Origin of the sequence: Pseudomonas gozinkensis, from assembly GCF_014863585.1 — a bacterium.
GTDB lineage: Bacteria > Pseudomonadota > Gammaproteobacteria > Pseudomonadales > Pseudomonadaceae > Aquipseudomonas > Aquipseudomonas gozinkensis.
Genome location: NZ_CP062253.1, coordinates 1,795,258 through 1,807,559, shown reverse-complemented (window position 1 = coordinate 1,807,559; position 12,302 = coordinate 1,795,258). Strand labels below are relative to the sequence as shown.

At 62.0% G+C, this 12,302-nt stretch carries 11 protein-coding genes; all 11 read right to left on the bottom strand.

The genetic code is table 11. The features are described from left to right. Positions 1 to 13: 13 nt before the first annotated feature. A complete protein-coding gene (locus IHQ43_RS08110; RefSeq protein WP_192563999.1) occupies positions 14 to 1,717 on the bottom strand; it encodes an ATP-binding SpoIIE family protein phosphatase in 1,704 nt (567 codons plus the stop codon). A gap of 5 nt (positions 1,718 to 1,722) precedes the next feature. Then, positions 1,723 to 2,022: an STAS domain-containing protein gene (locus IHQ43_RS08105; protein WP_007951938.1), complete on the bottom strand. Its 300-nt coding sequence runs from the start codon at positions 2,020 to 2,022 to the stop codon at positions 1,723 to 1,725. Between the two features lie 101 nt (positions 2,023 to 2,123). Next, a complete protein-coding gene (gene fliJ / locus IHQ43_RS08100; RefSeq protein WP_011333052.1) occupies positions 2,124 to 2,573 on the bottom strand; it encodes a flagellar export protein FliJ in 450 nt (149 codons plus the stop codon). A gap of 6 nt (positions 2,574 to 2,579) precedes the next feature. Continuing rightward, complete coding sequence (gene fliI / locus IHQ43_RS08095) at positions 2,580 to 3,938, bottom strand: flagellar protein export ATPase FliI (protein ID WP_192563998.1); 1,359 nt, start codon at positions 3,936 to 3,938, stop codon at positions 2,580 to 2,582. Beyond that, a complete protein-coding gene (gene fliH / locus IHQ43_RS08090; RefSeq protein WP_192563997.1) occupies positions 3,928 to 4,734 on the bottom strand; it encodes a flagellar assembly protein FliH in 807 nt (268 codons plus the stop codon). Before fliH ends, fliI begins: the two co-directional genes overlap by 11 nt. 4 nt (positions 4,735 to 4,738) lie before the next feature. After that, the gene (gene fliG / locus IHQ43_RS08085) at positions 4,739 to 5,758 is read right to left on the bottom strand and encodes a flagellar motor switch protein FliG (RefSeq protein WP_007958288.1); all 1,020 of its coding nucleotides are present in this window, start codon (positions 5,756 to 5,758) and stop codon (positions 4,739 to 4,741) included. Next, complete coding sequence (fliF, locus tag IHQ43_RS08080; RefSeq protein ID WP_192563996.1) at positions 5,751 to 7,538, bottom strand: flagellar basal-body MS-ring/collar protein FliF; 1,788 nt, start codon at positions 7,536 to 7,538, stop codon at positions 5,751 to 5,753. Before fliF ends, fliG begins: the two co-directional genes overlap by 8 nt. 15 nt (positions 7,539 to 7,553) lie before the next feature. Next, complete coding sequence (fliE, locus tag IHQ43_RS08075; RefSeq protein WP_192563995.1) at positions 7,554 to 7,883, bottom strand: flagellar hook-basal body complex protein FliE; 330 nt, start codon at positions 7,881 to 7,883, stop codon at positions 7,554 to 7,556. 128 nt (positions 7,884 to 8,011) lie between these two features. After that, positions 8,012 to 9,403, bottom strand: coding sequence for a sigma-54-dependent transcriptional regulator (locus tag IHQ43_RS08070; RefSeq protein ID WP_192563994.1), 1,392 nt, complete (start codon positions 9,401 to 9,403; stop codon positions 8,012 to 8,014). A 5-nt stretch (positions 9,404 to 9,408) separates the two neighbouring features. Further along, positions 9,409 to 10,620 carry a sensor histidine kinase gene (locus IHQ43_RS08065; protein ID WP_425220294.1) on the bottom strand — a complete coding sequence of 404 codons (1,212 nt, stop codon included), beginning with the start codon at positions 10,618 to 10,620 and terminating at the stop codon, positions 9,409 to 9,411. Positions 10,621 to 10,730: 110 nt separating this feature from the next. Then, on the bottom strand, positions 10,731 to 12,206 hold the full coding sequence (locus IHQ43_RS08060) for a sigma-54 dependent transcriptional regulator (RefSeq protein WP_192563993.1): 1,476 nt from the start codon (positions 12,204 to 12,206) through the stop codon (positions 10,731 to 10,733). Positions 12,207 to 12,302: the final 96 nt, after the last annotated feature.

Sequence of the window (12,302 nt, the reverse complement as noted above, 5' to 3'; positions counted from 1 at the left end):
AAGAATGCGCGGATTATGCCAGAGCCTCCCAGAAAAACTCCACGCGGGCACTGCGACCATCGTCTGACCAGCTCGCATTTCGGGCCAACTGCCGGATCAGACTGACACCGCGTCCCGACAGACGGACACCGTCGAGCGGCCGCTCCATAACGCGCGCGACATCGAATCCCCGGCCGCTGTCCTCGACACGCACCACCAGACAACCGCCCTCGCCTTGCGGCCGCACCTGCAAATGCACGCGCACGTAACCGTCCTGCAAGGCCTCAAGACGCGCATTGCGCTGCTCATAATAACGGGCGAAACCCGACGCATCGCGCTTGAGGCTCGAATCCAGACCCAACACGCCATGCTCAAGCGCGTTGGAATAAAGCTCGGCCAGTACGCTGTACAGTGCGCCACTCTGCGCCCGCAATCCATGCACTTCCAGCAGCAACTGCAACAGAAAAGGCAGCGGATTGAAGCGTTTGAGTGTGGCACCGCGAAATTCGAAGCTCACCGACCAGTCAAGCGGGCAGGACTGGCCACTGTCGGAATACACCGGCGCCGATGGATTGACCTGCTCGGCCTCCAGCAGACTTACCTCGACCATGCTCACATCGTCCCGGGCTTCACCGCGAAAGTCCTGTAACGCCTGCTCGATTTCCCCGAACAGACGATCCGGCTGGCGATTGGCGGCGAATACCTTGTGCAAGCGCTCGACACCGAACAACTGATCGTTGGCATCGCAGGTATCGATGACACCGTCCGAAAGCAGGAACACGCGATCGCCCGCCGCCATCGAGTGAACTTCGGTGCGATCGTCGAAGGCCTGCGGGCTGAGTACCCCCAGCGGCAGGTGGCGAGCCGCCAGCGGCGTGCGCTCCCCCGTGGCGAGGCAATGCAGATAACCGTCGGGCATGCCGCCGTTCCAGACTTCCACCGAGCGCCGCTGAAAACTCAGGCACAACAATGTCGCACAACAGAACATATCCACCGGCAGGATGCGCTTGAGCTTGGCGTTCATTTCCCGCAGGGTCTCGGCCAGACCGTAACCCTTGGCGGTCATGCCATAGAACACCTCGGCCAGCGGCATGGCGCCGACGGCCGCCGGCAAGCCATGGCCGGTGAAGTCACCGAGCAACACATGCATGTCGCCGGCCGGGGTGTAGGCCGCCAACAGCAAATCGCCATTGAACAGCGCGTAGGGCGATTGCAGGTAACGGATGTTCGGGGCGCTCAGGCAACCGGAATGCGCGACCTTGTCGAACACGGCCTTGGCGACCCGCTGCTCGTTGAGCAGATACTCGTGGTGCCTGGCGATCAGGTCGCGCTGCTGAAGAACCGTGGCCTGCAAACGCCGCAAGCGATCCATCGCCTTGATTTTGGCGGCAAGGATCACCTGGTTGTACGGCTTCGCCAGAAAGTCGTCACCGCCAGCTTCAAGGCAACGAGCCAGTGCCTCGCTCTCCGTCAGCGACGTGAGGAAGATGATCGGCACCAGGTTTTCACCCGCCAGCTTCTTGATCTGCCGTGCCGCTTCGAATCCGTCCATCACCGGCATCATGGCGTCCATCAACACCAGATGCGGTTTTTGCCGGATAAACGCCTCGACCGCCTCTGCGCCATGGGTGGCCGTCAGCACTTCATGCCCCTGACGACGGACGATGGTCGACAACAGCAGCCGGTCGGCGGCGCTGTCTTCGGCGATCAGGATCGTCAGCGGCTCTTGCGGCTGCATGGCCGTCAACTGATGTCGAACAGTTTGTCGAAGTTGGAGATGGCGAGGATTTTCTTCACGTCGGAACTGCTGTTGACCACGCGGATTTCCGAATCGTCACCGCCGACATGATCACGCAGCAGAAGCAGCATGCCGAGCGCCGAACTGTCGAGATAGGTCGCCTCCTTGAGGTCGACAATCACCGATTCGGGCTGCTCTTTTTCGTAGGATTGGCGAAATTCCTGATGCTTGGCGAAATCGAATCGCCCCTTGACCGAAATCGTCAGTTTTTTCTTGTCGGGAGAGACTTCTGTAACGACTGACATGTACTGGCTTCCTTGTCATTGACGAACGTGTACAAGGTTTAGCACTTGGTGGGGACATGGGCAAGGCGCGATGACGCCGGGATCTGTGCGAGATCTGCCCGTCAAAACGCCTCGTGACGCGGCAACCGCTGGGACAACTCGTCCAGCAGCTTCTGTTCGCGCTTGTCTTCGGCACGCTGGGCTTCGTCGCGGTAGCGTTGCACAAGTTTGCGCAGACCTTCGACCCGGGCGAATGCCTGTTGCCAGGCATCGCGAGCCTTGTCCAGGTTGTTCTGGTGCCACTGCAGGCTTTGACGTTGCTGATCGACGGCGGTGTCGAGTTGCGCCAGAAAGCCCTGAAAGCCCAGCAGCCATTGACCGGTCACGCCGGTGCTGCCGCGCACGATCCACTGCTGCGAGTAATCCAGACGAAAGGCGTTGAGGTCGGCGAGTTTGCTCTCGGCCACTTTCACCTGACCCTGAAAGTAACCCAGGCGTTGCACGGCGGTTTTTTCGGCCTTCTCGGCCATGTCCACCACCGGCGCCAGACGCGCGGCTCGACTCAGGGCCATGAGCGGTTACCCGCCGGCCGCCGGGGCGAAAATCGTTTCGAGGTACGCCTCGCTTTCACCCAGGCTGATTTTGTCGTTGAGACCCTGACGCAGGTATCTGACCAGTTGCGGTTGCAGATTGATGGCAAGGTCGGTCTCACGATCGCCGCCAGCGACATAGGCGCCGACGCTGATCAGGTCCCGACTCTGTTGATAGCGCGACCACAGTTGCTTGAAGTATTGCGCGCGCTGCATGTGTTCCGGCGCCACGACTGCCGGCATCACCCGGCTGATCGACGCTTCGATATCAATGGCCGGGTAGTGCCCTTCCTCGGCCAAGCGCCGGGACAGCACGATGTGCCCGTCGAGCACGCCTCGCGCCGAGTCGGCAATCGGGTCCTGCTGGTCATCGCCCTCGGACAATACGGTGTAAAAGGCAGTGATCGAACCACCGCCCTTCTCCGCGTTACCGGCGCGCTCCACCAGTTTCGGCAGTTTGGCGAATACCGACGGCGGATAACCCTTGGTCGCCGGCGGCTCGCCGATGGCCAGGGCGATTTCCCGCTGGGCCTGGGCGAAACGGGTCAGGGAATCCATCAGCAACAGGACGTTCTTGCCCTTGTCGCGGAAATACTCGGCGATTCGCGTGCAGTACATCGCCGCGCGCAGACGCATCAGGGGCGCATCGTCCGCAGGCGACGCCACTACCACAGAACGCTTGAGGCCTTCTTCACCGAGGATGTGCTCGATGAACTCTTTAACTTCTCGACCCCGCTCACCGATCAGGCCGACGACGATGATGTCGGCCTCGGTGAAGCGGGTCATCATGCCCAGCAGCACCGATTTACCGACACCGGTACCGGCGAACAGGCCCAGACGCTGACCGCGACCGACCGTCAGCAAACCGTTGATGCAACGGATGCCGACGTCCAGCGGCTCGCTGATCGGGTCACGGTTGAGCGGGTTGATGGTCGGGCCGTCCATCGGCACCCAGTCTTCGGCTTTCATGCCGCCCTTGCCGTCCAGCGCCCGTCCGGCGCCGTCCAGCACGCGACCGAGCATGCTCATGCCCATCGGCAGGCGACCGGTATCGGCCAGCGGCACCACGCGGGCGCCCGGGGCAATACCGGCCACGCTGCCGACCGGCATCAGGAACACCTTGCTGCCGGAGAAGCCCATGACTTCGGCTTCAACCTGGGACGGATGATAGGTGTCGTCGTTGATCACCATGCAGCGAGTGCCCATGGCAGCGCGCAGGCCTTCGGCTTCGAGCGTCAGGCCGACCATGCGCAGCAGGCGCCCTTCGAGGATCGGCGCACCGGCAATTTCGGTGGCCTCGGCGTAGGTGCTCAGGCGCTTGGCGAAGCTGGTGCGTTCAAGGCGCATCGGGGGCGTCCGCGAGCGGCTCTTCTGCGACCGGTGCCGGTTTTGGCGCTTCCGGCAAGTCGAGGCTCAAGTCCGGTTCGGACGGGTGCAGGGCCTGCTCGTGCAACTGGTCGAACAGCTTGGCCATGACCTGGCTGACGCGGGTTTCGATGCTGGCGTCGATCCGGCTGTGGTCGGTCTCGACCCTGCAACCGCCCGGCAGCAGGGTTTCGTCCTCGACGATGCGCCAGGTTTCCTCATGACGTTCGCGCAGGGCCTTGACCTGTTCGAAATCCTGCGGATTGACGTACAGCCGCACGTTGCCCACGCCCAGCGGCAACAGCTTGAGCGCGTCGCGCATGACGTGTTCGATCTGCGTCGAGTCGATGGCCAGTTCGCGCTGGATCACCTGACGGGCGATGTGTTGCACGAGGTCGACCAGCGACTTTTCGATTTGTGTGTCTTGCTCGGCGATGGGCTCGAACAGGTGGCCCATCAGTTGCTCAAGGCTCTCGACCTTGGCCGTCAGGACCACTTCGGCTTCCTGGCGCACCTTGAGGGTGGCGCTGTGAAAGCCTTCCTTTTCGCCGATGGCGAAGCCCTCGTTGTAGGCCTCCTGACGGATGCTTTCGAGTTCTTCCAGAGTCAGTGGCTGGACTTCTTCCAGCGGCACTTCTTCCATTTCCGGCGGTTCGGGCTCCGGTTCCGGCTCGGGCTCGGGTTTCGGCGGGTCGAAGCTGGGCAAGGCCCAGGTATCGAAACCGCGGACGTCCCGGGCACGGATCAGGTCCGTCACATCGTCGTCATGCTTGTCCATGGGCTTAGATCATTTCCTCGCCGCCCTTGCCACCGAGCACGATTTCTCCGGCTTCGGCCATACGGCGGGCGATGGTGAGGATTTCCTTCTGCGCGGTCTCCACGTCGCTGACGCGCACCGGGCCCTTGGCCTCGAGGTCGTCGCGCAGCAGTTCGGCGGCACGCTTGGACATGTTCTTGAAAATCTTCTCCTTGACGCCTTCGTCCGAACCCTTGAGGGCCAGCACCAGCACGTCGGAAGAGACTTCGCGCAACAGCGCCTGGATACCGCGGTCGTCGACATCGGCCAGGTTGTTGAACACGAACATGAGGTCTTCGATCTGACCGGACAGGTCTTCGTCGACTTCGCGGATCGAATCCATGAGCTGGCCTTCGATCGAGCTGTCGAGGAAGTTCATGATGTCCGCCGCCCGCTTGATGCCACCCAAGGTGGTGCGCGAGGCGTTCGAGTTGCCGGAGAACTGCTTCTCGAGGATCTGGTTCAATTCTTTCAGCGCGGCCGGCTGCACGGTGTTCAACGACGAGACGCGCAGGATGATGTCCAGACGCACCTTGTGGTCGAAGTTGCCCAGCACTTCACCGGCCTGATCCGGATCGAGGTACGCGACCACGATCGCCTGGATCTGCGGGTGCTCGTAACGGATCACGTCGGCAACAGCGCGCGGCTCCATCCATTTAAGGCTGTCGAGGCCACTGGTGTTGCCGCCCAGCAGAATGCGGTCGATCAGGCCGTTGGCCTTGTCTTCACCCAGGGCCTGGGTAAGCATTTTGCGCACGTAGTCGTCGGAGCCGACACCCAGGCTGGTCTGGTCGCCGACGATGTCGACGAACTCGCTCATGACCTGCTCGACCTGCTCACGGTGAACGTTGCCCATCTGGGCCATGGCCACACCGACTCGCTGAACCTCTTTGGGGCCCATGTGGCGCAGCACTTGTGCGGCATCGGTCGAACCCAGGGACAGCAGCAGAATCGCGGCTTTATCGACCCGGGACAGTTTGGCGACGGCGGCTCGGTTATCACTCATCTGCGTTAATCCACTCTTTCACGACCTGGGCCACACGACCCGGGTCTTCTGCCACCAGACTCTTGATTGCGTTCAACTGAGCGTCATAACCCTCGCTCGGGCTCGGCAGCAGGATGCTGGTCGGGCCGCCGAGGCTGACGCGATCGTTGGACAGTTCACCGTCCAGACCGCCCATGCCACCGAGTTCCATGTCGCCGCCCAGACCGGCCAGCTCCTTGCTTTTGCCGCCACCGGTGATGTTGTTGAGCACCGGACGCAGCACGCCGAACACCAGCACCAGGATGAACAACACACCCAGCACTTGTTTGACGATGTCCCAGAACCATGGCTGGGAGTAGAACGGAATGTCGGCGATCACTTCGCCGCGCTCGGCGGAGAACGGCATGTTGATCACGCTGACGCTGTCGCCACGGCTGGCGTCGAAACCGACGGCGTCCTGTACCAGACGGGTGAAGCGCGCCAATTCGTCGGCGCTCCACGGTGCACGGGTGGTTTCGCCGTTGGCCGGGTTGATCTTGACCTGATCGTCCACCACCACCGACACCGACAGACGATTCAGGCGACCCTGCTGCTGCTTGGTGTGGCTGATGGAACGGTCGAGTTCGAAGTTTTTGGTGGATTGTTGACGCTTGTCCGCCGGGTACGGCGCGAGCATCGGCTGGCCGGTGGCCGGGTCCATGATCTGCTGACCGTTGGCATCAACCAGTGGCTGGCCAGGTTGCACCATGCTCGCCGGCGCGGCTGCGCCACCGGTGGTTTGCGGCGCCGAAGCCGGCGACGGTGGCTGGTTGCTCAGGGCACCCGGCACACCTTGCGGGCCATTGCTGGCGGTGCGTTGTTCGTTGACCGACTGTTCGCTGCGCAGGGCCGGTTGATCCGGGTTGAACTGCTCGGCGGTCGATTCGACGGCACTGAAATCAACGTCGGCCGACACTTCAGCCTTGTAGCGATCGTTGCCCAGTACCGGTTGCAGAATGTTGTGCACGCGCTGGGTGAGCATGCTTTCCATGCGGCGGCTGTAGTCGAACTGCTTGCCGGCCATGGTCATTTCGGAGTTTTCCGCCTGATCCGACAGCAGGTTGCCCTTCTGGTCGACGACGGTGATCTGCGATTTGCTCAGCTCGGGAACGGAGGTCGCCACCAGGTTGATGATGGCAACGACCTGGCCTGGCTCCAGCGAACGACCGGAGTACAGTTCGACCAGTACCGAAGCGCTTGGCTTGCGTTCGTCACGCACGAACACCGAGCTTTTCGGAATCGCCAGGTGAACGCGCGCGCCCTTGACGTTGTTCAGGCTCGAAATGGTGCGGGCCAGCTCGCCTTCGAGGCCGCGACGATAACGGGTCGCTTCCATGAACTGGCTGGTGCCCAGACCCTGTTCCTTGTCGAGGATTTCAAAACCGATGTTGCCGTCGCTGGGAGTGACACCAGCGGCCGCGAGCTTGAGACGCGCACGGGACAGGTCATCGGCCTTGACCAGCAAGGCGCCGGAATTCGGTTCGACGGTGTAGGGAATGTCGGCGGCGGCCAGGGTGTCCATGACCTGCTTGGCGTCCATGCCGGCAAGGCTGCCGTACAGAGGCCGGTAGTCCGGTTGCTGCGACCACAGCACCACGGCAAAGCCAATCGCCACGCTCGCGGCCAGGCCGACCAACAGGCCCACCTGACGCAGCACGGTCATCTCGGAGAGGTTTTCCAGGAAGGACAGGCCGAACAGCGGCGGTTTGCCGTCTATCGGGGTGGCCTTGGCCGGAACGTTATCGGCGACTGCTTCTGCCATGACTCAATCTCGTCCTTAAACCGGCATCTGCATGATGTCTTGATAAGCCTGAACCAGCTTGTTACGCACCTGGGTCAGGGCCTGGAACGACACGCTGGCTTTCTGCGAGGCAATCATCACGTCCGTCAGATCGACGCCGCTCTTGCCGATTTCAAATGCGTTGGCCAACTGAGTCGACGCCTGCTGGGTATCACTGACTTTGTTGATGGCCTGACCGAGCATGTCGGAAAAGCTGCTGCCTGCCACTTCCGGGACAGCGGAAGTCGATTTCGGCTTCGACATGGCGTCCATTTGCATGGCCTTCATGTCCATCATCAACCGATTAAATTCAATACCTTGGCTCATGGTCTACTCTCTTGGGCGGCCCGCAATTTTTTGACACTCACTCGGCGGGTACTCAGGTGTTAGCAACAACGGTGCCAGCTCATGGGCACCGCTTTCAGAAAAGCCGTTTCAAACGTTTGCGCCACCCGTCAGGTCGCGAACAGGTAGCCTTCGACATCCATACCCGCATCGCGCATCTGCGCCAGTTTGTAACGCAGGGTGCGCGGGCTGATGCCGAGTTTTTCGGCCGCCTCCTTGCGCCGACCGCGCTCGGTACGCAGGGTGTCGATGATCATCTGGAACTCGCGGCGACGCAGGTCATCACCCAGCGCCCCGGCCGAATCCGCCTCGATTTCCACTTCACGAATGACCGGCGCAACCGGCACTGCCGCCGGCAATGGGGCGAACAACGCAGGCCCGGAAAGACAGAAATCCTGCGGCTGGATCAACCCGCCCTGCTGGAGAATCAAGGCCCGCTGGACCGCGTTATCCAGCTCGCGCACATTACCCGGCCACGGATAACCGATCAGGCACGCCTGCGCCTCGGGCGAAAACTTCGCCATCGCATGCTTCATTTTATTGACGTGTTTGGCCAACAGACGCTCGGCCAGCGGCAGGATATCGGCGGTGCGCTCGCGCAACGGACGCCAGGCCAGGGGAAATACCGACAGACGATAATAGAGGTCTTCTCGGAACCGCCCCGCCGCCACTTCACCGGCCAGATCACGGTTGGTGGTCGCGACCACGCGGATATCGAGGGTGATCGGCTTGCGTGCGCCGACCCGCTCCACTTCCCGCTCCTGCAACACCCGCAGCAGCTTGGCTTGCAGGCCCAGAGGCATTTCGGAAATTTCATCGAGCAGAATGGTGCCGCCGTCCGCCTGTTCGAACTTGCCGGCCTGGGCCGCGATGGCGCCAGTGAACGAGCCTTTTTCGTGACCGAACAGGGTGGCTTCGAGCATGTTGTCGGGGATCGCCGCACAGTTGATCGCAATGAACGGCTGACTGGCGCGATGGGATTGCTGGTGGATGTAGCGCGCCAGCACTTCCTTGCCGGTGCCGGACTCGCCGGAAATCAGCACGGTGGAGTCGCTGCGAGCGACCCGCGCCGCCAGATCCAGCAACTGAGCGCTGGCCGGCTCGACCGCGACCGGCCCTTCGGCGTCACTGGTGCCAAGGCTGCCCAACGCGTGACGTGCCACCAGGTCCAGCAAAGCCTTGGGTTCGAACGGTTTGACCAGATAATCCGCCGCGCCCTGGCGCATAGCATCGACCGCGCGCTCGACCGCGCCATGGGCGGTCATCAGCAGCACCGGTAATTGCGGTTGCCGCGCACGCAGCAGACCGAGCAATTGATGACCGTCCATGCCCGGCATGTTGACGTCGCTGACCACCAGACTGAACGCTTCGCGCTCGACGGCGTTCAGCGCCTCTTCGGCCGAACCCACCGCATGATAGTCGTGACCGGCCAGCAACAGCGTATCGGCCAGCGCTTCGCGCAACGAGCGGTCATCCTCGACCAGCAGAACCTTGATGCCCATGACCTTCACTCAGCTCCCTGTACAGCGGAAAACAACGGCAGGATGACCTGCGCGCACGTACCGCGCCCGACCCGCGAACGCAGCCGCAATTCTCCCTGATGCGCACGGGCCACGGCCTTGACCACGGTCAGGCCCAGGCCGGTCCCGGTAACCTTGGTGGTGAAAAACGGCTCGCCCAGCCGCGCCAGCACCGCCGCATCAATACCGCTGCCGCTGTCACTGACACACAGACGCAGGGTGTTGTCGCGGGTATAGCAATGCACCTTCAGACGCACCTCACCGGCACTCGCCTGAATAGCGTTTTCAATCAGATTGAGCAGCGCCCCGACCAGCGTGTCGCGATTGCACAGCAACTCGCCGGCATGGCTATCGCACTGCCAGCGGATTGGCAGATCCTGCACATGGGTCAGCGCCGCGGCCTGCAACGACTGCATCAAGGCATTCGGCGTGACGCGATCGGTCAGTGGCAACTCGCCGCGGGCGAACACCAGCATGTCGCGTACCTGATGCTCGAGCTCGTGCAGGCGCTCCTTGAGGCGCCCGGCAAAACGCTGCTGGGTCGCGACCGGCAGCTCCTGCTCGGTCAAATGACTGGCGTACAGCAAGGCAGCGGACAACGGTGTACGGATCTGATGGGCAAGCGACGCGACCATCCGGCCCAGGGACGAAAGCCGCTCGTGGCGCGCCAGCTGATCCTGCAAGTGACGGGTTTCAGTCAGGTCGTTGAGCAGCACCAACTGCCCCGGCTCGGCATCCAGCGAGCGAGTGGCAATCGACAGGCGTCGACCGTTTTTCAAGGAAATTTCGTGGCCGTCGTCTTCACGGGGCGCGAAGCAGCGGGCAATGACATGGCGCCACAGTTCGCCTTCCAGCGGCAGGCCGAGCAATTCGATGGCGGCAGGATTGGCCTCGCACACAATGCCGTGACCGTCGATGACGATGACGCCACCGGGCAACAGATCGAGGAGGTTTTGCAAACGGTTGGCCAGGCGTTCTTTTTCCGCCAGTTCCTGCATGCGCTGGGCGCTGACCACGGCCAGCTCGCCCTTGAGCTCGGTGACCCGTGCTTCGAGCATGCTGTAGGAGTCGGTCAACTGGCTGGACATCTGGTTGAACAGGGCGAATGCCTGCTCAAGCCCCTGGCGGCTCGCCTGCTCTACGGACGGCAGTTGCCCCGAGGACTCGGGAACAGAAGACATCTGGGAGGCTTGGGGCATTGTGCTCTCTCGCTTGGCTGACCGTCAGTTAAACGGAACGTTGCGAGGGACGTAGCAATACCCGTGCCTAAAAAAAACCGCTTATAAATGAAGCAGTTGAAAAACAGGCGTCAATCATCCGCCTGTTCATCACCTTCACGACGGCTCATGCCGTACTTGCGCATCTTCTCCACCAGCGTGGTGCGGCGGATGCGCAGGCGTTCGGCGGCGCGGGCCACGATGCCGTTGGCGTCGTCCAACGCCTGCTGGATCAGACCCTGCTCCAGACCACCGAGGTAGTCCTTCAGGTCGAGACCTTCCGGCGGCAACAGGGCGTTGGCGGTGAAGTCCGGCGTGTGACCGTTGATCGCCACCCGCTCTTCCAGATCGCTGCGCAGGCTGTCGACCATTTGCTCGTCTTCATCGTCGACGTAGCGGAATTTTTTCGGCAGTTCGACCACGCCAATCACCCCGTACGGATGCATGATCGCCATGCGCTCCACCAGGTTGGCCAACTCGCGGACGTTGCCCGGCCAGCCGTGGCGGCACAGGGACATGATCGCGGCGGAGTTGAAGCGGATCGAACCGCGCTTCTCGTGCTCCATGCGCGAGATCAGTTCATTCATCAGCAGCGGAATGTCTTCGACGCGCTCACGCAGCGGCGCCATCTCGATCGGGAACACGTTCAGGCGATAGTAGAGGTCTTCGCGGAAGGTGCCGATCTCGATCATGCTTTCGAGATTCTTGTGGGTCGCGGCAATGATGCGTACGTCGACGCTCTGGGTCTTGTTGCTGCCCACGCGCTCGAAGGTGCGCTCCTGCAGCACGCGCAGCAGCTTGACCTGCATCGGCAGCGGCATGTCGCCGATTTCGTCGAGAAACAGCGTACCGCCGTTAGCCAGCTCGAAGCGGCCGGCACGGCTGGTGATCGCGCCGGTGAAGGCGCCCTTCTCGTGGCCGAACAGTTCGCTTTCCAGCAACTCGGCCGGGATCGCCCCGCAGTTGACCGGGACGAATGGCGCGTCGCGACGCTTGGAATGGTAATGCAGGTTGCGCGCAACCACTTCCTTGCCGGTCCCGGACTCGCCGAGGATCAGTACGCTGGCGTCGGTGTCGGCCACTTGCTGCATCATCTGACGCACGTGCTGGATCGCACGGCTGGTACCGACGAGGCTGCGGAACAGGTTGGGCTCGCGATGGCGGCCGCGCTCGCGGGCCTGATCGTACATTTCGCGATAGACCTGGGCACGGTGCAGGGAATCCAGCAGCTTGCTGTAGCTCGGCGGCATTTCGAGGGTCGAAAGTACCCGGCGGCGTTGGTCTTCGGGCAGGTCCACCGAAGAATTATCGCCCATCAGCAAAACCGGAAGGAACTCATCCCAGGTTGAGAGTGTCTTTAGCAAGCCCAAAAGCGCACCAGGAGCATTGACCGTCCCGATCAGTACGCAAATGACCTCACGACTAGACGACAAAGAGCCGACTGCCTGCTGCCAGTCATGGCTTCCGCAGGGTAAATTTTCTTCGCCAAGAAAATTCAAGATCACCGCCAGGTCGCGGCGGCGGACGCTATCGTCATCGATCAGCAGAATTTTGGTTTCACGCCACATGCAATAGCAACTTCCCTAGTCAACTCAATGCCCAAAATGAGGGGCAAGCGAGACGCTTGCAGGACACCTTGTGCCTGTAGACGCCTGAAATCTGAA

Excerpts from the sequence above, each read along its gene's own strand:
- fliG (WP_007958288.1), bottom strand. The coding sequence starts at position 5,758 with ATGAGTGATAACCGAGCCGCCGTCGCCAAACTGTCCCGGGTCGATAAA.
- fliI (WP_192563998.1), bottom strand. The coding sequence starts at position 3,938 with ATGCGCCTTGAACGCACCAGCTTCGCCAAGCGCCTGAGCACCTACGCC.
- fliJ (WP_011333052.1), bottom strand. The coding sequence starts at position 2,573 with ATGGCCCTGAGTCGAGCCGCGCGTCTGGCGCCGGTGGTGGACATGGCC.
- IHQ43_RS08065 (WP_425220294.1), bottom strand. The coding sequence starts at position 10,620 with ATGCCCCAAGCCTCCCAGATGTCTTCTGTTCCCGAGTCCTCGGGGCAA.
- fliF (WP_192563996.1), bottom strand. The coding sequence starts at position 7,538 with ATGGCAGAAGCAGTCGCCGATAACGTTCCGGCCAAGGCCACCCCGATA.
- IHQ43_RS08110 (WP_192563999.1), bottom strand. The coding sequence starts at position 1,717 with ATGCAGCCGCAAGAGCCGCTGACGATCCTGATCGCCGAAGACAGCGCC.
- IHQ43_RS08060 (WP_192563993.1), bottom strand. The coding sequence starts at position 12,206 with ATGTGGCGTGAAACCAAAATTCTGCTGATCGATGACGATAGCGTCCGC.
- IHQ43_RS08105 (WP_007951938.1), bottom strand. The coding sequence starts at position 2,022 with ATGTCAGTCGTTACAGAAGTCTCTCCCGACAAGAAAAAACTGACGATT.
- IHQ43_RS08070 (WP_192563994.1), bottom strand. The coding sequence starts at position 9,403 with ATGGGCATCAAGGTTCTGCTGGTCGAGGATGACCGCTCGTTGCGCGAA.
- fliH (WP_192563997.1), bottom strand. The coding sequence starts at position 4,734 with ATGGACAAGCATGACGACGATGTGACGGACCTGATCCGTGCCCGGGAC.
- fliE (WP_192563995.1), bottom strand. The coding sequence starts at position 7,883 with ATGAGCCAAGGTATTGAATTTAATCGGTTGATGATGGACATGAAGGCC.